The following is a 19642-nucleotide window of genomic DNA, read 5'->3' as shown; positions in this document are numbered from 1 at the left end:
ACCCATTACACCACCCCGGCGAAGGCCGGGGCCCAATTGAGGGGGCAGAGGTAACTAAGGCGCGGTCCTCCGTTACAGCGACCTTTCCAATTGGGCCCCGGCCTTCGCCGGGGTGGTGCGTATGGTAGGTGGCGAACGCCGATTTCTTTCCGCCGCGCGCAACCCTCGATTGACTAAGATTGTGCGCCGCGTCACAACTCGCGGCGTCGATGTCGGGCAACCGGCATGGCGCCGCGCGGGAGAGCGTTTCCGGTCCTTTCAGGGCTGATGGAACCGCCGAAGGAGCAACCACCCCGGAATCTCTCAGGCACCAGAGACCGCGCGGGGCTGATCGACACTCTGGAAAGCGTCCTGACGTGAGTCGAGGGCCACCGAAGGGGTAAGCGCTGGACAAGTCCCGCGCGAAAGCTCTCAGGTCCCGTGACAGAGGGGGTTCGGATCGTTGCACCCATTGGTGCCGCGCGCCCCTTCGACGGAGACGACCATGAGCGACCCAGAACTGCGCGATTACGCCAGCATCATCGATCAGGCCGACGATTACGTCGAGCCCGAGATCCTGCCATTGCCGCTCGATGCGTGGCACCGCGCCCAGGGCGCGCGAATGGTCGAGTTCGCCGGCTACGAGATGCCGATCCAGTATGAAGGCATCATGGTCGAGCACGCCTGGACGCGCGACTCGGCGGGCCTGTTCGACGTCAGCCACATGGGCCAGCTCGTCTTCTCCGGCGAAGGCGTCGCACACGCGCTCGAAACCGTCCTGCCGGGTGACATCGCAGGGCTCGGCGAGGGCAAGATGCGCTACTCGCTGCTGCTCGCGCAGGACGGCGGCATCCTCGACGACCTGATGGCTACGCGCCTCCCCGACGATCAGCCATCGCCCTTCTCCGCGCAGGACGTCGAGCCCGAGGCGTACGACCCGCTCCACCCGTCGCCGACCGCAAGCGGCAGCTTCTACGTCGTCGTCAACGGCGCGACCAAGTATGACGACATCAGCTACCTGATCGAGCATCTGCCCGACGACGTCACGATCAACATCCTCGAAGACCAGGCATTGCTTGCAGTGCAGGGCCCGAAAGCGGTCGAGGCGGTCGCGCGGATCGTCCCCGGCGTCGACGCGCTCGTGTTCATGACCGCCGGTGCGTTTCACTGGAACGACGTCCCGCTGTGGATCAGTCGCTCGGGCTACACCGGCGAGGACGGCGTCGAGATTTCGCTCCCCGCCGAGCACGCCGTAGCCTTCGCCGACGCGCTGCTCGCGCTTCCCGAGATCAAGCCGATCGGCCTCGGCGCGCGCGATTCGCTGCGTCTCGAAGCCGGTCTGCCGCTCTACGGCCACGACCTCGATCCCGAGATCACGCCGGTGATGGCCGACCTCGGGTTCGCGCTGTCGAAGCGCCGCCGCGAGGCCGCCGACTTCCCCGGTGCCGAGCGTATCCTCACCCAGCGCGAGCACGGCCCCGCCACCAAGCGCGTCGGCCTGATCGTCGAGGGCCGCCAGCCCGCGCGCGAGGGCGCCGAAGTGATCGACGACACCGGCGCCACGATCGGTCGCCTGACCAGCGGTGGTTTCGCACCCACGCTCGGGAAGCCGATCGCGATGGCCTATGTGCCGCTCGCGCTGTCGACGCCCGGCACCCGCATCGAGATCGCGCAACGCGGCAAGGTCCACACCGCCACCGTCACCGCGATGCCCTTCATTCCCCACCGCTACGTCCGCGCAGGAGCCAAGTGATATGAGCCGTTACTTCACGCAAGATCACGAATGGGTCGATGTCGACGGCAATGTCGGCACCGTCGGCATCTCGGAGTACGCGCAGAGCCAACTCGGCGACGTCGTGTTCGTCGACGTCCCCGAAGCCGGCAAGACGTTGAGCAAGGGCGACGAAGCCGCGGTCGTCGAGTCGGTCAAGGCCGCGTCGGACGTCTATTCTCCGGTCTCGGGCACCGTTACCGAGGGCAACGCGGCTTTGACCGATGACTCCAGCCTGGTGAACTCGGACGCCGAAGCCGCCGGCTGGTTCTTCAAGCTGACGCTCAGCGACCCGAGCGAACTCGACAGCCTGATGGACGAAGCCGCCTACGCGACCTTCGTCGAAGGGCTTTAAGTCCTAGAACCCCCTCCCGCTAGCGGGAGGGGGCAGGGGGTGGGCGCGCGCTCACCTCCAGCGTTCCGCCCGCAATAGGCCGGGCGCCCACCCCCGACCCCTCCCGCATGCGGGAGGGGGGAGTTGATGCCGATGCGCTACCTTCCCCTGACCCAGCCCGACCGCGAGGCGATGCTCGCCGTCATCGGCGCCGCGACCATCGACGACCTGTTCGTCGACGTGCCCGAAGCCGCCCGCCTCGACGGCCCGGTCCGCGACCTGCCGATGCACGCGTCCGAAATGGCAGTCGAACGCCACATGTCGGCGCTCGCCAAGAAGAACCTCACCGCCGGCGAAGCGCCGTTCTTCCTCGGCTGCGGCGCGTACAAGCATCACGTCCCCGCGTCGGTCGACCACCTGATCCAGCGCGGCGAGTTCCTCACCGCCTACACGCCGTACCAGCCCGAAATCGCGCAGGGCACGCTGCAGATGCTGTTCGAGTTCCAGACTCAGGTCGCGCGGCTGCTCGGTACCGACGTCGCCAACGCCTCGATGTACGATGGCTCGACCGCGTGCTGGGAAGCGATCGTGATGGCGCGTCGCATCACCAAGCGGGGTAGGGCGATCCTCTCGTCGGGCCTCCACCCGCATTACGTCTCGGTCGCCAACACGATGGCCAAGTTCACCGGCGACGTGCTCGACACGACCGCGCCCGAACTGGTCACCGACATGGACCTCGACCAGCTGATCGCGAAGATCGACGACGATACGTCGTGCGTCGTCGTCCAGTATCCCGACATCCTCGGCCGCATCGCCGACCTGCGCCCGCTCGCGGACGCGTGCCACGCGAAGAAGGCGCTGCTGATCGCGGTCGTCACCGAGCCGGTCGCCTTGGGCGCGATTACGTCGCCCGGCGAGATGGACGCGGACATCGTCGTCGGCGAAGGCCAGTCGCTCGGCGTCGGCCTTCAGTTCGGCGGACCCTATGTCGGCCTGTTCGGGTGCAAGGACAAATACGTCCGCCAGATGCCCGGTCGCCTCTGCGGCGAGACCGTCGACGCCGACGGCCGCCGCGGCTTCGTCCTGACTCTGTCGACCCGCGAGCAGCACATCCGCCGCGAGAAGGCGACGTCGAATATCTGCACCAACTCCGGCCTCTGCGCGCTGGCCTTCTCGATCCACATGACGCTGCTCGGCGAAGCCGGGTTGCGCCAGTTGGCGGAGATCAACCACGCCGGCGCGGTGTCGGCGGCGGAACGCTTGTCGCAGATCCCCGGTGTCGAGTTGGTCAACGAGAGCTTCTTCAACGAGTTCACGTTGAAGTTGCCGACCGAAGCCCGCCCCGTCGTCCGCACGCTCGCCGATCGCGGTATCCTCGCCGGCGTGTCGCTCGGCCGTCTTTACCCCGGGCAGGACGCCCTTGCGAACGGCCTCGTCGTCGCCGTGACGGAAACGACCACCGCGGAGGACGTCGAAACGCTTGCGTCCGCACTATCCACCGTCCTTGGGGAGATACTGGCATGAGCATCAACCAGAGCGGCTGGCGCCCGACCTCGCCCGAGGCGAACACGGGTAACGTCCCAGCATCGGTAACCGGCAACAAGGCGCTGATGCTGGAAGAAGCGCTGATCTTCGAGATCGGCGACACCCACACCACCGGCGTAGACTTCGCTGCTCCCTCTCCCCTCCGGGGAGAGGGCCGGGCTGAGGGGCAGCCCAGCAATGCTGCGCCCGGTACGACCCCTCACCCAACCCTCTCCCCGGAGGGGAGAGGGCTAAGCCGCCTGGCCGGTCTCTCGCGCACCGCACCGATCGGCCTCCCCGGCCTCTCCGAACCAGAGACCGTCCGCCACTACACCCGCCTCTCACGCCAGAACTACGGGATCGACCTCGGCTTCTTCCCGCTCGGCTCGTGCACCATGAAGCACAACCCGCGCCTCAACGAGAAGATGGCGCGGCTCCCCGGGTTCTCCGACGTTCATCCGCTCCAGCCGGTCGACACGGTGCAGGGCGCATTGGAAGTCATCCACCAGCTCGCACACTGGCTCGTCACGCTCACCGGCATGACCTCGGTTGCGATGAGCCCCAAGGCCGGCGCGCACGGCGAACTCTGCGGCATCCTCGCGATCCGCGCCGCACTCGAAGCCAAGGGCGAAGGCGCGCGGAAGATCATCCTCGTCCCCGAGAGCGCGCACGGCACCAACCCCGCCACCGCAGCCTTCGCCGGCTATAGCGTCGAGGACATCCCCGCCACCGCCGAAGGCCGCGTCGACACCGCCGCGCTGAAGGCCCGCCTCGGCCCCGACGTCGCCGGCGTGATGATCACCAACCCCAACACGTGTGGACTGTTCGAGCGCGACATGCGCGAAATTTCCGACGCGGTGCACGCGGCGGGCGGCTTCGTCTATTGCGACGGCGCGAACTTCAACGCGATCGTCGGTCGCGTCCGCCCCGGCGATCTCGGCATCGACGCGATGCACATCAACCTGCACAAGACCTTCTCGACCCCCCACGGCGGCGGCGGTCCAGGCTCGGGCCCGGTGGTGTTCTCGGAGGCTTTGACTCCCTACGCACCGCTCCCGTTCGTCGAGAACCAGGACGGCCAGTTCGTCCTCGTTGAGGAGGAAACCGCAGGCGAACATCACGCCGGCAGCTTCGGCCGCATGGTCGCGTTCCACGGCCAGATGGGCATGTTCACGCGCGCACTGACCTACATCCTCAGCCACGGCGCCGATGGCCTGCGCCAGGTGTCGGAGGACGCGGTACTCAACGCGAACTACATCCTGCGCAGCCTCGACGACACGCTCGACGCGCCGTTCGGCCCCTCGGGTCCGTGCATGCACGAGGCGCTGTTCTCGGACTCCGGCCTCGCCGCCGGCTTCTCGACGATCGACATCGCGAAGGGCCTGATCGACGAGGGCTTCCACCCGATGACGATGTATTTCCCGCTCGTCGTCCACGGCGCGATGCTGGTCGAGCCGACCGAGACCGAATCGAAAGCGGCGCTCGACCAGTTCATCGCCGCGCTCCGCTCGGTCGCCGAACGCGCCAAGGCCGGCGATCCGAGCCTCAAGACCGCGCCGCATTTCGCCCCCCGCGCGCGTCTCGACGAGACGCTTGCGGCACGCAAACCGGTACTGGTCTGGAAGGACCCGGCTCCGCTGGCGCAAGCCGCGGAGTAAACCTCGCAGTTCTCCTGCGAACGCAGGAGCCCAGGGTAAAGAACGCAACCCCCCGTAACCCTGGCTTCCTGCGTTCGCAGGAAAACGGATTGCCCAGAACGCCGCAACCGATCTAGCCTCCGCCCCAACAGGGGTGGGGGTCAGGATCGATGCAGGCGCACGAAGCACAAGGCTGGATCAGCTACGCGATCACCGCGATCGTCATCGGCATAGTTTTCGCGGTCCGCTGGCGCCGTATGAGTATCGTAAAGCCGCTCAAGCTCGAACGCCTCTGGATCTTTCCCGCGCTCTACGCCGCCGTCACGCTCTACATGTTCGCGATGTACCCGCCGCACGGCCTTGCCTGGCTGTTCTGCGCGCTGGCCCTGGTCATGGGCGCAGCACTAGGCTGGCAGCGCGGCAAGCTCATGCGGATCACGATCGATCCTGACAGCCACGCACTCAACACGACGTTCTCCCCGGCAGCGGTCCTGTTCATCGTAGCGATCGTCGCAGTCCGCACCGGCGCCCGCGCCGTGATCGGCGACGGCCACGCCCTCCACCTCGACGCCTTCGCCATCACCGACATGCTGGTCGCACTCGCGCTGGGCCTGTTCACCACCCAACGCATCGAAATGTACCTCCGCGCCAAACGGATGCTCGAAACGGCCCGCGTCCGCTAATCCGAACCGTCATCCCCGCGAAGGCGGGGACCCATACTGGCAAGCGTCAGTAATGCAGACGATAGGTCAGCCAGTCTGGGTTCCCGCCTCCGCGGGAATGATTAGAGTGGGCTCAAGCGATCGCTTGCTCAGTCTCTTCCCGCCGCCGCACATGCTCCCGCCACACGATATACAACCCGCTCGCGACGATGACCGGCGCCCCGACCCAGGTCGCCTCTGCCGGCAACGTGTCGAACACCAGCCACCCCAACAGCGTCGCCCACAACAGGCTCGAATAATCCATCGGCACCACCACCGACACCGGCCCAAGCCGCAACGACGTCGTCATCGCGATCTGCGCCAGCCCGCCGAAGATCCCGACGCTCGCCAGACATACCCACGCGACCAGATCATGCGACTGCGCGGCCCGGCCGTAGAAGACCGACAACGGGATCAGCGACAGCGCCGAGAACCAGAATACCGTCGTCAGCGCGCTCTCGGTCTTGCCGATCTGCCGCAACAGGATCGACACGCTCGCCGTCCCGAACGCTCCCGCCAGCGCACACCCCGCACCCCATAACGGAAAGTGATCCCCGCTTCCGGGCTGCGCGACGATCAACACCCCCGCGAACCCCGTCGCTACCGCCGCCCAGCGATGCCACCCGGTAGGCTCGCGCAACACCAGCGCCCCCAGGATCGTCGCGAACACCGGCACCGTGAACCCGATCGTCGTCGCCTCCGCGAGCGGCAACGCAACGATCCCGTTGAAGGTGAACGCCATCGCCGACAGCCCGACGATCGCGCGAACGATGTGCGCGGGTAGCCGCCTGGTCTTGACCGAAGGCAGGCCCGGCCCTGCGACGATCACCGCCGACACCAGCAGGCACGCGCCGAACTGACGAAAGAACAGGATCTCCGACACGCTCGCGCCGTGCCGCTCGGCCAACTTGATCGCGGTATTCATCAGCGCGAAGATCACGACCGACAGCAACCGCATGCCGATGGCGGGAAGGATGCGGTCGGTGGGCATGCGCGACCCCTAGCGAGGGCCGGGCGGGCATCCCACCCCAAACCGCCGTCTTCGCCACACAAACACGTCCGTCATCCTGACGAAAGTCAGGACTCAGAGCCAAGAGCGGTGCGTGTGGTATCCTGGGTCCTGACTTTCGTCAGGATGACGGAGCGCGATGGAGGATGGGGTGACGAACCCCCGCGCACCCGCTATCCGCACGCCATGATAAAGCGCGCACTCCCCGTCACCCGCGAGGCGGATTTCTCCGCCTGGTACCAGGCCGTCATCTCCGAGGCCGATCTTGCCGAGGAATCCGGCGTCCGCGGCTGCATGGTCATCCGCCCCTGGGGCTACGGTATCTGGGAGCGAATCCAGCGCCTGCTCGACGACCGGATCAAGGCGACCGGCCACGAGAACTGCTATTTCCCGCTCTTCATCCCGCTCTCGTATTTCGAGAAGGAGGCCGAGCACGTCGACGGGTTCGCCAAGGAAATGGCCGTGGTCACGCACCACCGCCTCAAGGCCGACGGCTATGGCCGCCTGATCCCAGACCCCGACGCCAAGCTCGAGGAGCCGCTCGTCGTCCGCCCGACCTCCGAAATGGTCATCGGCGCCGCGTTCGCGCGCTGGGTCCAGTCGTGGCGCGACCTGCCCGTGCTGATCAACCAATGGGCCAACGTCGTCCGCTGGGAAATGCGCACCCGCATGTTCCTGCGCACCAGCGAGTTCCTCTGGCAGGAGGGGCACACCGCGCACGCCAGTGCCGACGAAGCGCGCGACGAGACGCTCAAGATGCTCGAAGTCTACCGCGATTTTGCGGAGGAATGCCTCGGCGTCCACGTGATCGCCGGCGAGAAGCCCGAGAACGAGCGCTTCCCCGGCGCGGTCGCGACCTACTCGATCGAGGCGATGATGCAGGACGGCAAGGCGCTGCAAGCGGGCACCTCGCACTTCCTCGGCACCAACTTCGCCTCGGCGCAGAACATCCGCTTCCAGAATGCGGGCGGCGAGTTCGAGCTGTGCAACACCACCAGCTGGGGTGTGTCAACGCGGATGATCGGCGCGGTCATCATGGTCCACGGCGACGACGACGGCCTGCGCGTGCCGCCGATGATCGCGCCGTGGCAGGTGGTGATCGTGCCGATGCTGCGCGACGTCCCCGAGGATGCGGCGATCGTCGAGTATTGCAAGTCGCTCCAGGCTGAACTCGCTAAGCAGTCCGCGCTCGGCGAACCGGTCCGCGCGCTGCTCGACCTGAAACCCGCCAAGGCTGCCACCAAGCGCTGGGGCTGGGTCAAGAAGGGTGCACCGATCGTGATCGAGGTCGGCGGCCGCGACATGGCGGGCGGCAACGTCACCGTGATCCGCCGCGATCGCCTGTACCGCGAGGACGGCAAGCTCGACAGCGTCGCAACGCCGCGCGACGCGTTCGTCGGCGACGTCTCGGGGATGCTGCACGACATCCAGGCGACGCTCCACGTCGAATCGATGAACCGCGTGAAGGGCAACATCGTCCCCGCCAACGACTTCGCGGCGGTGGAAGCGCATTTCGCCGACGGCGTGAAGAACCCCGGCTGGGTCGACGTCCGCTGGTCCAAGCCGACGGGGGCGGCACTCGACAAGGTCGTCGAGCGGTTGAAGGCGCTCAAGCTCACGATCCGCAACGCACCGATGGGGCAGACGGGGTGTGACGACGGCGCGTGCATCTTCACTGGCGAACCTGCGGTCGAACGCATCCTGATCGGCCGTGCCTACTGAGTCTCGGCCGTCATCCTGGGCTCGACCCAGGATCCAGAGTTACGTGCCGGGACGCGTGTTGCTCTGGAACCGGACGGTCGTGAGTATGACTGGTGAGGGCGTCGATGCATCGAAGGATCGACGGGCCCGATCATCGGACTGACGATCCTCCCCCGCCAGGGGGAGGCGGCGCCGAAGGTGACGGAGGGGGAGGGCACGGAACGATCATTGGTCACCGACCTCCCCCTCCGTCCGGCAAGCGCCAGCCACTGCTTCGGGGGGGCATAAAACCCTGGTTCCGTCCCCGTGTCGGAGCGCCTCTTGGTTGGCTTCGCATAGACTGGTCTACCCGTCATTCCGGGCTCGATCCGGGTCAGAGTCACATGCCTGCGATGACGGGTTCGCTAAGACGATCGCCACCAGCGCTACGAAACATCGCAGAGCGCTACCCCCTCGATCCCTTCCGGGACGCGTGCCGCGATCGTCCCGTCGGGACGGACGATCATGGTGCAGCCGTGGCTCAGCAATGCCCCTTGCGATCCCGTCACGTCGGCGGACACGATCCAGCACCCCGTCTGCACGGCGCGTGCGCGTAAGTTCTCGGCGCTGCGCGATCGCCAGCGTGCCGCGGTATCGGGCGGCAGCATGTTGTCGAGGGGATAGCAGATCACCGCCGCGCCCTGGTCGGCCAAACTTCGTGCTGCGTCGGGATGGTTGGCGTCGTTGCAGATGTTGATGCCGTACCGCACGCCGTCCCGTTCGAAGACCGGGCTTGCGCGCCCCGCGACCACGCCCGGTTCGTTCGGATGCCGCTTCGCAGAGCGGCCCACGACGCGACCGCGTTCGATCACGAAGGCGCTGTTCGTCACGCCGTCCGCGCGGCGCTCGAAACTGCCGAGGATCACCGTTGTCGCGACCGGTGCGAGTGCAGCGAGGATCGCGCGCCATCGGTCGTCCTCGACATCGATGGCCCGCGCGGCGATCGTCGCCGGATCATAACTGTGCCCCAGCAGATGACATTCGGGGAACACCGCAAGGTCGATGCGCATGTCCGCTCGCGTCAGGTCGTCGACGACCCGCGCGACGACGGCGGCGGCGTCGTCCTCGACCCGCAAGCGCTGGAACGCCGCTATCCGCACGGCCGCGACACCGGACGATCGGTCAAAACAACTCTCCCTGGGGGCCCGTCGGCGCGCGGAACAGGTCGTTGCGCAGCGCGATCCGCTCCTGGTTCAGCCCGTATTTGGCGCAGGCGATCCGGAACCGCGTACCCAGCAGGTCGGCCCATGGTCCTTGCCCCTTCATCCGCGTGAAGAAGTTCGGATCGTTATCTTTGCCACCTCGCAGCGAGGCGATCGTCGCCATCACCTTGCCCGCGCGATCGGGGAAATGCTCGTCTAGCCACGCACGGAACAGCGGTGCGACCTCATGCGGCAGCCGTACCGGAATGAAGAACGCCCGGCTGGCACCAGCCTCCGCCGCACGCGCGATCAGATGCTCGATCTCGTGATCGGTGATCGCCGGGATGACCGGCGCGATCGACACGTACACGGGTACGCCTGCGTCCGCGAGCTTGCGTACCGCCGCCAGCCGCCGCTCGGGATGCGGCGCACGCGGCTCGACGGTCGACGCCACCTTCGGATCGAGCGAAGTGATCGACATCGCCACCGCCGCCAAGCCCTTCGCAGCCATCGGCGCCAGCAGGTCCAGATCGCGCACCACGCGGTCCGACTTGGTCGTGATCGTCAGCGGATGATCGGTCTCTCTAAGCACTTCGATGATGCCGCGGGTGATCCGCCAGTCGGTCTCGATCGGCTGGTACGGGTCGGTGTTCGTACCCAGCGCCATCGGCGCGACGACGTAGCCCGGCTTGCTCAATTCCGCCCGCAACAGCGCGGCTGCCGAGGGCTTGGCGAACAGCTTGCTTTCGAAATCGAGCCCGGGCGACAGGTCGTGAAACGCATGACTCGGCCGCGCGAAACAGTAGATGCAGCCGTGTTCGCATCCTCGATAGGGATTGATCGAGCGGTCGAACGGTACGTCGGGCGAGGCGCTGCGGCTGATGATCGTCCGCGGCGTCTCGACCGTCACCGTCGTCCGCAGCTTCGGCGCGATCCCGTCGATGCCTTCGCGCATGTCGAGCCAGTCGCCGTCCGCCTCGGTCTGCGGCAGGTTGAAGCGACGGCTTTCGTCGTTGCGCGTTGCTCCGCGAACCGGTCGGGCGGTCTTCATCGCACGACGATACACGCGATCTATGAACAAAAGAAGAACATAGTTGATGCGGTGGCGCTGGCGAACCCGTCGAGCCTTGATCCATATCTAGTTAAATAAACGCAGGTTTGTAAAGGCTTGGCGCCGGTGCGAAAGAATACTCGCCGCCTGCCGCGATAGCGCGTAGGGCAGGCACATGACGGAACAGATCACCACGGTGGAACGGGCATTCGAGTTGGCGCGATCGGGCGAATGCGAGTCGGTGAACGCGCTACGCCAGCGGTTGCGCCGCGAGGGGTATGACGCGGTTCATCTTCATCTTCACGGTGCGTCGATCAACAAGCAGCTCGTCGATCTCATCCATACTGCGAGGGGCGGCTCCGCGCTGGCGTAAGGCGGCCGCGGTCCGGTCGCGACGATCGCGAGATCGCCCGACCGAACCATCACGCGTCACTTCTGCGCCAGAGCCATCGTCTTGGGCATGTTCAGACCGGCTGCCGACCATTCCGCGCTGGTCTTGCAGGTCTTCTGACCGATCCGCGAGCCGGTCACGGCGGGATCGTTCAAGCAGTATTTCTGCGTCTTGGCATCGTATTTGAGCACCGTCTTCTGGATCGAATCCTGCGGTGCAGCGAGAGCTGGAACGCCCGTGGCCAGAACGGCGACGGCGACGAGGCTCTTCAGGAAGATCGAGGTCATGGCAGCATCCTTGTGATGGTTGGTACGAGGCGCCTGGTGGGGCGACATCTCGATCAATGCATCTGGCGTGCCAGTTATATAATACAGTGCATCACTTGTCGTAAGTCATTGAGGATGCTGAAAACTTGTTGATGGGCCACCGGCCGAAAGCGGATTCTCCACTTGGTACGCCGCACTATCTAATGGTGATAACCGCGAGAAAATGGTCCGAGATCGCTCACCCGATCGCTAATTCAGCGAACGGGGCCCCCGGTTAGCGCTCCAGCAGCCGCGGCATCAACTCGACGAAGTTGCAGGGGCGGTGGCGGCTGTCGAGCTGGTCGCGAAGGATGCCGTCCCAGCCGTCTTTCACCGCGCCGGTCGAGCCCGGCAGCGCGAAGATATAGGTGCCGTGCGACACGCAGGCGCACGCACGCGACTGAACCGTCGAGGTGCCGATCGTCTGGTAGCTGAGCATCCGGAAGAGCTCGCCGAAGCCGGGGATCATCTTCTCGGCGACCTGCTCCACCGCTTCGGGAGTCACGTCGCGCCCGGTCACGCCGGTGCCGCCGGTGGTGATGATGCAGTCGACCTCGGGATCGCCGATCCAGGCGTGCAGGCGCGAGACGATCGTCTCGACGTCGTCCTTCTCGATCCGGCGATCGGCGAGTACATGACCCGCCTCGGTCAGCCGCGCGACCAGCGTATCGCCGGAGCGATCTTCGGCAAGGCCCCGTGTGTCCGACACGGTCAGCACGGCAATTCGGACCGGCAGGAACGTCCGGCTTTCATCGATCGGCATGAAACTCAGTCCGCGCGCGTGACAGTGGTGGACTGCGGTCCGACGCTGGCATTCACCGCGACGGTGGCATTCAAGGGCGCCGTGCTGGCCCGATATTGCGTGTACGGCTTGGCCGCCATCCGCACCGCGGTCGCCCCCGGCAGGCCGGGGAAGCGCGGCCACATGCCTTGCGCCAGCGCGTTGCGGCTGGTCGATGCCTTCTTGCCGCCCTGCGCCTCGTACATCCAGTAATTGCGCAGCACGGTGGTGACGTATCCGCGCGTCTCCCAATACGGGATGCTCTCGATATACATCAGCGGATCGCCGTTATCGTGGACGATCGCGTTCCAGTCGCCGACCGGGCGCGGACCCGCATTATACGCCGCGATCACCTTGGGCAGCAGCCCACCGGTGACGCCCGCCATGTCGCGCAGCCGCTCGAGATGGCGCTGGCCGACATCCATGTTGGTGCTCGGCTTGGTTAGCGCCTTCACGTCTATCGAGGTGCCACGCTCGCGGGCGAAATCGGTCGCGGCGGCGGGCATGATCTGCATCAGGCCATACGCGCCGGCCGGGCTCTTCACGGTGTTACGGAACCGCGATTCCTCGAGCGTGTGTGCGTAGACCAGCGCCTTGTCGATGTGCCAGCCGCTGTCGGGCGTCCAGTTCGGCGTCGGATAGCGCGCCTCGGCGGTCGACGTGACCCCCTGCGGGCAATTGTGCGCGAGCCAGACGGTCGTCGCCGGCAGGCTCAGCGCTTCCGCCACGCGGACCAGGTTGGCGAACTCGCGCGGATCGCCGATCTTCGCCTGCTGGCGGATCACGGTATCGGCCAGGTCGGTCTCGCCGACCTCGACCAGTGCCGCTGCGACACGGACGTTCGGACGCTTGCCCACGACCTTCCAATCGCTCGCAACCAGTCCGCCCACGGACGTGCCCTTGTCCTTCATCGCAAGCTGCTGGCGGGCAAGCTGGCCGTAGAAGCTCTCGCCGAACTGTGCCGCCGCCTTCAGCCGGCCCTCGATCTTGTCGGGGCGCGAGCACACCATGTCCGCGCGCGACGCCCAGTACAAAGCCGCCGCGCGCAGATCGACGTCGCCGGCGCGTGCTGCGACGCCCTCGAACCCTGTCTCGGCATTCGCGCAGTCATTCTGCCGCCACGCCGACAATGCGCCGACCCAGCGGCCCTGGACGGCCCAGTCGCCGACGCCGTCCTGTGCCTTCGCCGCCATCACGCGCGCGTTCACATCGTCGCCCTGAAGAAAGTAGATCCACGCGATCTTCTGCTGCCACTCGGTCAGCGCCTCGGGGGTAAGCCCCGGCGTGCTTTCGAGCAGCGACTGTGCCTCGCGGCCCATGTCCGCCTTGACGTAGGGCTGCATCTTCATCGCGAGATCGGCGGCGATCATGTCGCCCTGCAGGCTCTTGGCGCGGACGCGACGCGGGGCGCCGTCCTGCCAGATCAACCGCTGCGCTACGGGCAGGGGCGGCAAACCGACCGCGCCGCGCGTCGTTGCAAGGCGCGAAATCTGCGCGGCTTCGGGCAGTTCGGGCGCTTCGTTGAGCAGCGCGACCAGCGGCTCCATCTCGACGCGGGGCGAGCCCTTCGCCGTATACATCTCGGCGCGCGCGATCGCGTGCAGCGGGCCGGGCTTCATCGTGTCGAGCCCGATCTGCGCGTCGGTCCACTTGCCGTCGCGGATCGCGGCGAACACGGTCCTGTAGGCCTCGCGCTGGCTGGCATCGAGCTGGTCGGGGATCTGCTCGATCGTCGGTGCGCCGATGAGTTGCGTCGTGCCGAGCCGCGCGTCGCCAGCAGGCTCGCCAGCGACAGTCGCCGCGAGTGCTGGAAAGGGGAGGGCGCTGAGCCCCAGAACGATAGCTAGAGTCCGAATCATCTCACACCCTCTTGCGACGTCAGTCCGCGCATCAGCATCTGCAAATCCTTCCAGGCCTCGGCCTTGGCCGCGGGCTTCTCGATCAGAAACCGCGGGTGAAAGCTCGCGACCACGCCGGTCTCGCTGGACGTTTCGCCAGACGCCGAACCGGACCCCGTTTCTCCGGTCTTATGGTTAAACTCGTGTAAACGCCCGCGCGCCGCCTGTAATTCCGTCCCGAGGATCGCACGGCTCGCCGCATTGCCCAGCAGGAGCAGCCGCTTGGGCGCGACCAACCCGATGTGATGCTTGGCGATTTCCGACAGCCGCGCCTCGACCTCGCTCTGGATCCGCCCCGCCGTCGGCCGCTTCGCGCAGACCGCCGCGAGATGCACTTCGTCGCGCGTCAGCCCGATCGCACCGAGCATCTTGTCGAGCAACCGGCCGGATGCGCCACTCAGCAACGCCCCCGCATCACCGTCGTCCCGGTCAGGGCAATCGACAAGCACCATGACCGTAGCGTCAGCCGGACCTACGGCAGCGAGCGAAACCCCGCTCCAGTCTGCTTCGGGAACTTCCGCGCCGCTCCGCCAGGTGAGGAAATCGGCCAGCAAAGTCGGCATCGCGGACGGTGCGACGACGGGTGCAGCAGGCGCAGCGGAGGGCACGACAAGCGGCTCGGGTGCCGCGGACCAGTCGCGTGGAACGTCGTCGACCAGCGTGTCGACGCCAGCCTCGTGCCACCAGTCGAGCGCACTCGCCGCTGTGTTTCGCCAGTCGATGGTTTGATCCGCCCCCACAGGGTAACCTATGCTGCACGGTTGACGTGGCGGTCAACTCGCGCAATCGCCATATTGGACAATACGGTGCCGGCCCGAGCCCGAACGAAGGGTGGGGCGCAAAGCTATGGCAATAGGGGACATCCCCCGGGAGACGATGATGACGACACGTGAATCGATGCCGTACGACGTGGTGATCGTCGGCGCTGGCCCGGCCGGTCTCTCGGCAGCGATCCGCCTGAAACAGCTGGCCGCGGAGAAGGACGCCGAGATTAGCGTCTGCGTGCTCGAAAAGGGCTCGGAAGTCGGCGCGCACATCCTGTCGGGCGCGGTCATCGATCCCAAGAGCCTCGACGAACTCCTGCCCAACTGGCGCGAGGATGGCTGCCCGCTCGCCGAGGTGCCGGTGACCGAGAACCATCACTGGATCCTGACCAAGACGAAGAAGAGCGAGATGCCGCACTTCGTCACGCCCTCGTTCATGCACAACAAGGGCACCTATACCGGCTCGCTCGGCAACCTGTGCCGCTGGCTCGCGGGCAAGGCGGAAGAGCTCGGCGTCGAGATCTTCCCGGGCTTCGCCGCCGCCGAAATCCTGTTCAACGACGACGGCTCGGTCAAGGGCGTCGCGACTGGCGACATGGGCGTCGCGCGCGACGGCACGCACAAGGGCGACTACACCCCCGGCCTCGAATTACATGCCAAATACACCTTCTTCTCCGAAGGTTGCCGCGGGCACCTGACCAAACAACTGATCGCTAAGTTCGCGCTCGACAAGGACAGCGATCCGCAGGTCTACGGCCTCGGCATCAAGGAGCTGTGGGACATCGATCCCGAACTCCACGTCCCCGGCCGCGTCATCCACACGCAGGGGTGGCCGCTGTCCGAAACGGACGGCTCGAACGGCGGTGGCTGGATCTATCACCAGGCGAACGGCCAGGTCTCGATCGGCTTCGTCACATGGCTGAACTACACCAACCCGTACCTCTCACCGTTCAGCGAGATGCAGCGCTGGAAGACGCATCCCGAGATCGCCGCGCTGCTCAAGGGCGCCAAGCGAGTCAGTTACGGCGCGCGCGCGATCAGCGATGGCGGGCTCCAGTCGATCCCCAAGCTCGTCATGCCCGGTGCGGCATTGATCGGCGACAGCGCCGGCTTCCTCAACGTGCCGCGGATCAAGGGCACGCATACCGCGATGAAGTCCGGCATGATGGCCGCCGAGGCCGCGGTCGAGGCGATCGTCTCGCAGCGCGGCCATGACGAACTCGCCGCCTATCCCGAAGCGTTCGATAAGTCGTGGGTCAAGAAGGAGCTGTCGGTCGTCCGCAACGTCGTGCCGCTGGTCAAGAAGTTCGGCGACCTCGTCGGCTCGGGCCTCGCCGGCATCACGATGTGGGCGGAGCATCTGGGGATCAAGATGCCCTTCACGATGCACCACCATCCCGACAACGAGAGCCTGTGGCGCAAGGACCTGGTCAAACCGATCGTCTATCCCAAGGCCGACGGTGTCCTGACCTTCGACCGCCTGTCGTCGGTATTCATTTCGAACACCAACCACGAGGAGGACCAGCCGGTCCACCTGACGCTCAAGGACGCGAGCGTGCCGATCGAATACAACCTGCCGATGTACGACGAGCCTGCGCAACGCTATTGCCCGGCCGGCGTTTACGAAGTCGTCGGCGAGGACACGGCCGATCCGAAGTTCGTCATCAACGCGCAGAACTGCGTCCACTGCAAGACCTGCGACATCAAGGACCCCACCCAGAACATCAACTGGGTCGTACCCGAGGGCGGCGGAGGCCCCAATTATCCCAACATGTAAGCGTCTGTTTTTAGCCCTAGGTCTTGCCGTGGCGGCGCCCGCCACGGCTGCGCAGGCTGATCTCTCCGCCTATCTCAAGGCCCGCGTCGCCGACGCCGCCGCCCAGCCGGACCTCGCAGCGGCCAGCTACGCCAAGGTGCTGGCGGCATCGCCCGACGATCCCGTCGTCGCGATCCGCGCCTATCGCGAGGCGCTGGAGGCCGGCGACGTGCCGCTCGCTACCCGCGCCGTCGCAGTGCTGAACAAGGCTGGCGTCGCCCCCGCGGATGCCGCGCTGATCCCGCTCGCCGACGCCGCACGCCGCAACGACGCGAAGGCCGCCAGCGCTGCGATCGCCACGTTGTCGAGCGGCCTCCTCGTTGTCCTCGCCCCCTCGCTCTACGCCTGGGTAGCGCATGCGGAAGGCCGCGATCCCGAACCGTCTCTGGCGACCGCAGCGAAGGACCCCGTCGCCAACCGCTTCGCCACGGAAACGCGCGCGCTGATCGCCGCCGCACCGCGCAAGCAACCGCTCACGATCGGCGTCTCGCGCCTGCTCGCCCGCCTCGCCAGCGACCTCAGCGCAGGCGAACCCTCGCCGTTGTCGATTGCGCTAACCCAGGCCGCGCTGCGCGCCGACCCCAGCTACGACGCCGCGCGCGTTCTCCTCGCCGATGCGCTCGCCCGCAACAAGCTGGTCGACCGCGCGCTCGTCGTGCTCGACGGCGTCGACGCCAAGAGCCCCTCCGCCCCGGCCGCCGCCGCCGAACGCATCGACATCCTCGCCACCGCCGACCGCAACGGCGAAGCGCTCGCCGCCGCCAAGAACCGCGTCGACCAGAAGGGGTCTGAGCCCGCCGACTGGCAACGCTATGCCGACCTCCTGCTGACCACCGGTAACCCCGCCGAAGCCGCGACCTGGTACCAGCGCATCATCGCCGCCGACGGCGCGAAGGGCGGCAGCTGGGGCAACTGGCTGCAATATGGCGGCGCGCTCGACCAGGCCGGCCGCTGGCCCGAAGCACGCGACGCACTGGAAAAAGCCGTCGCCCGCGGCCCCGCGCAACCGCTCGCACTCAACTATCTCGGCTTCGCGCAAGTCGAGCACGGCGACGACATCCCCGCCTCGATCAAGCTGTTAGAACGCGCCAGCCGGATCGACCCGACCAACGCCTCGATTACCGACTCGCTTGGCTGGGCCTACCACCTCTCGGGCAACACCGCCCGAGCGCTCCCGCTGCTCGAAACCGCCGCGCAGGCCGAACCCACCAACGCCGAAATCGCCGACCACCTTGGCGACGCCTATTGGAGCGTCGGCCGAAACTACGAAGCGCGCTACGCCTGGCGCGCCGCCTTGCTGACCGCCGAACCCGCAGACACGGCACGCATAACCGCCAAGATCGCCAACGGCCTCCTGCCCAAAGCTCGCCGCTAACCTCTCTCCCACCGGGAGAGAGAAAGGCACTGTAGGTATGCGAAGGGTGAGGGCAGGGCGAGTTGACGGCTAAAGGGCCGTCTCGCGAGATCACCTCTAATTCCGAGCATCCACGGAAGTGATCGTGACAACGCCCGCAACTGGCGAAGTGTGCGGCATCCCCCTCCCGTCATCCTGACGAAAGTCAGGATCCAGAGCCAAGGACGGCACCAATCGTTACCCTGGATCCTGACTTTCGTCAGGATGACGCGCTTAAACCCGCAGACATCACGCGTATTACGCTAAGCCGCGTTCGACCCTTTGCCGCCAAATCCCGAGACCGACAATGCCCGCCATCACCGAACCCGCCCCCGCCAAGATCAACCTGGCCCTCCACGTCCGCCGCCGCCGCCCCGACGGCTACCACGACCTCGAAACCCTCTTCGCCTTCGCCACCGAAGGCGACCTGATCACCGTAGAACCCGCGCAAACCAGCAGCCTCACCATAACCGGCCCCTTCGCCGCAGCACTCCTCCCCGCCCAAAACACCACCCCGACCCCCAACACCACCCCGGCGCAGGCCGGGGCCCAATTGGGGACGGACAATGATGAAGCACCGCGCTCGTCCGGCGCCGCCCCCTGGCAAGGCAACCTAGTAACCGCCGCAGCAGACGCCTTCACCACCGCCTTCGCCCCCGAGACCCACCACGCCATAACCCTCGAAAAGCACCTCCCCATCGCCTCGGGCATAGGCGGAGGCTCAGCCGACGCCGCCGCCACGCTCCGCGCGCTGGCCCGCCTCCACGGCATAGCCCCAACCGACCCCCGCCTCCACGAAATCGCCGCAAAGCTCGGCGCAGACGTCCCCGCCTGCCTGGCCAACCGCACCACGCTAGGCACCGGCAAAGGCGACACCCTCACCACCCTCGAAGGCCTGTCCGGCACCCCCCTCCTGCTCGTGAACCCCAGCGTCGCGGTCTCCACCGCCGCCGTCTTCAAGACCTGGGACGGCTACGACCGAGGCCCGATCCCCGAAGGCAATCTCCTCGACCGCGCCCTCGAAGGCCGCAACGATCTAGAACCCCCCGCGTTGGCCCTCGCCCCCGTAATCGCCGAAGTCCGCACGCTCCTCGACGCAGCCCAAGGCGTCCTCCTGTCCAGAATGTCCGGCTCCGGCGCCACCTGCTTCGCCCTGTTCGAAACCCCCGAAGCCAGAGACACCGCGGCAACCGCCGCCCAAGCCAAAGGCTGGTGGACCCTCGCGACAACGCTCGCCTGATCGGTCGATAGGCGGCGGCACCTTTGAGACGGGGCGTCACCGCGGCCACCGCCCGTCATCCTGACGAAAGTCAGGATTCAGAGCGGCAAACGAACCGCCCGTCACAGACACCCCTCAAACTTTAGATCAGTCGGCCGTCCAACCCTGCATCCAAACAAACCGAACC

The 19642-nt window shown here is 66.6% G+C and carries 17 protein-coding genes and 2 riboswitches; of the genes, 10 read left to right on the top strand and 7 right to left on the bottom strand.

Translation table 11 applies throughout. From position 1 onward, the window contains the following. The first annotated feature begins 226 nt into the window (after nt 1-226). A riboswitch (glycine riboswitch) is annotated at nt 227-330 on the top strand. 1 nt (nt 331) lies between these two features. Further along, nucleotides 332-437: riboswitch (glycine riboswitch) on the top strand. Between the two features lie 47 nt (nt 438-484). The 5 genes from gcvT (at nt 485) to IFR23_RS04380 (ending at nt 5928) form a co-directional block, all read left to right on the top strand. Beyond that, nucleotides 485-1732 (top strand): glycine cleavage system aminomethyltransferase GcvT, encoded by a 1248-nt coding sequence (gene gcvT, locus IFR23_RS04400; RefSeq protein ID WP_192974850.1) that lies wholly within the window; start codon nt 485-487, stop codon nt 1730-1732. Nucleotide 1733: 1 nt separating this feature from the next. Then, the gene (gene gcvH, locus IFR23_RS04395; RefSeq protein ID WP_192974849.1) at nt 1734-2105 is read left to right on the top strand and encodes a glycine cleavage system protein GcvH; all 372 of its coding nucleotides are present in this window, start codon (nt 1734-1736) and stop codon (nt 2103-2105) included. Nucleotides 2106-2237: 132 nt separating this feature from the next. Then, nucleotides 2238-3608, top strand: coding sequence for an aminomethyl-transferring glycine dehydrogenase subunit GcvPA (gene gcvPA / locus IFR23_RS04390; RefSeq protein ID WP_192974848.1), 1371 nt, complete (start codon nt 2238-2240; stop codon nt 3606-3608). Then, nucleotides 3605-5266: an aminomethyl-transferring glycine dehydrogenase subunit GcvPB gene (gene gcvPB, locus IFR23_RS04385; RefSeq protein ID WP_192974847.1), complete on the top strand. Its 1662-nt coding sequence runs from the start codon at nt 3605-3607 to the stop codon at nt 5264-5266. Before gcvPA ends, gcvPB begins: the two co-directional genes overlap by 4 nt. A gap of 149 nt (nt 5267-5415) precedes the next feature. After that, a complete protein-coding gene (locus IFR23_RS04380; protein ID WP_192974846.1) occupies nt 5416-5928 on the top strand; it encodes a CcdC protein domain-containing protein in 513 nt (170 codons plus the stop codon). Nucleotides 5929-6040: 112 nt separating this feature from the next. On the opposite strand, the gene IFR23_RS04375 is transcribed toward IFR23_RS04380, so the two are convergent. Then, the gene (locus IFR23_RS04375) at nt 6041-6937 is read right to left on the bottom strand and encodes a DMT family transporter (protein ID WP_192974845.1); all 897 of its coding nucleotides are present in this window, start codon (nt 6935-6937) and stop codon (nt 6041-6043) included. Nucleotides 6938-7141: 204 nt separating this feature from the next. Between IFR23_RS04375 and IFR23_RS04370 the strand changes: the two genes are divergently transcribed. After that, complete coding sequence (locus IFR23_RS04370) at nt 7142-8677, top strand: aminoacyl--tRNA ligase-related protein (RefSeq protein ID WP_192974844.1); 1536 nt, start codon at nt 7142-7144, stop codon at nt 8675-8677. Between the two features lie 404 nt (nt 8678-9081). On the opposite strand, the gene IFR23_RS04365 is transcribed toward IFR23_RS04370, so the two are convergent. Beyond that, complete coding sequence (locus IFR23_RS04365) at nt 9082-9795, bottom strand: nitrilase-related carbon-nitrogen hydrolase (RefSeq protein ID WP_192974843.1); 714 nt, start codon at nt 9793-9795, stop codon at nt 9082-9084. 22 nt (nt 9796-9817) lie between these two features. After that, nucleotides 9818-10888, bottom strand: a complete 1071-nt coding sequence (locus tag IFR23_RS04360; protein ID WP_192974842.1) for a PA0069 family radical SAM protein — start codon at nt 10886-10888, stop codon at nt 9818-9820. Between the two features lie 175 nt (nt 10889-11063). On the opposite strand from IFR23_RS04360, the gene IFR23_RS04355 reads away from it, so the two are divergent. After that, nucleotides 11064-11261, top strand: a complete 198-nt coding sequence (locus IFR23_RS04355; RefSeq protein ID WP_107962697.1) for a hypothetical protein — start codon at nt 11064-11066, stop codon at nt 11259-11261. Nucleotides 11262-11317: 56 nt separating this feature from the next. On the opposite strand, the gene IFR23_RS04350 is transcribed toward IFR23_RS04355, so the two are convergent. The 4 genes from IFR23_RS04350 to IFR23_RS04335 all read right to left on the bottom strand — a co-directional run bounded on the left by IFR23_RS04350 (nt 11318) and on the right by IFR23_RS04335 (nt 15003). After that, nucleotides 11318-11566, bottom strand: coding sequence for a hypothetical protein (locus tag IFR23_RS04350; protein WP_192974841.1), 249 nt, complete (start codon nt 11564-11566; stop codon nt 11318-11320). Nucleotides 11567-11819: 253 nt separating this feature from the next. Continuing rightward, nucleotides 11820-12347 (bottom strand): molybdenum cofactor biosynthesis protein B, encoded by a 528-nt coding sequence (gene moaB, locus IFR23_RS04345; RefSeq protein ID WP_056057366.1) that lies wholly within the window; start codon nt 12345-12347, stop codon nt 11820-11822. Nucleotides 12348-12352: 5 nt separating this feature from the next. Beyond that, on the bottom strand, nt 12353-14224 hold the full coding sequence (locus IFR23_RS04340; protein ID WP_192974840.1) for a lytic transglycosylase domain-containing protein: 1872 nt from the start codon (nt 14222-14224) through the stop codon (nt 12353-12355). Beyond that, complete coding sequence (locus IFR23_RS04335; RefSeq protein ID WP_192974839.1) at nt 14221-15003, bottom strand: uracil-DNA glycosylase; 783 nt, start codon at nt 15001-15003, stop codon at nt 14221-14223. The genes IFR23_RS04340 and IFR23_RS04335 overlap by 4 nt, the downstream gene beginning before the upstream one ends. A 139-nt stretch (nt 15004-15142) precedes the next feature. Here IFR23_RS04335 and IFR23_RS04330 point away from each other — a divergent pair, with 139 nt between their 5' ends. The 3 genes from IFR23_RS04330 (at nt 15143) to IFR23_RS04320 (ending at nt 19476) form a co-directional block, all read left to right on the top strand. Continuing rightward, a complete protein-coding gene (locus tag IFR23_RS04330) occupies nt 15143-16804 on the top strand; it encodes an electron transfer flavoprotein-ubiquinone oxidoreductase (RefSeq protein WP_192974838.1) in 1662 nt (553 codons plus the stop codon). Between the two features lie 28 nt (nt 16805-16832). Next, nucleotides 16833-18218: a tetratricopeptide repeat protein gene (locus IFR23_RS20515; protein WP_192974837.1), complete on the top strand. Its 1386-nt coding sequence runs from the start codon at nt 16833-16835 to the stop codon at nt 18216-18218. A gap of 325 nt (nt 18219-18543) precedes the next feature. After that, nucleotides 18544-19476, top strand: coding sequence for a 4-(cytidine 5'-diphospho)-2-C-methyl-D-erythritol kinase (locus tag IFR23_RS04320; protein ID WP_192974836.1), 933 nt, complete (start codon nt 18544-18546; stop codon nt 19474-19476). Nucleotides 19477-19642 lie beyond the last annotated feature (166 nt).

Origin of the sequence: Sphingomonas sp. CFBP 13603 (assembly GCF_014892665.1) — a bacterium.
In the GTDB taxonomy this organism is placed as follows: Bacteria; Pseudomonadota; Alphaproteobacteria; order Sphingomonadales; family Sphingomonadaceae; genus Sphingomonas.
Note: the sequence above shows the minus strand (reverse complement) of the source record. Positions and strands in the feature narration are given on the sequence as shown.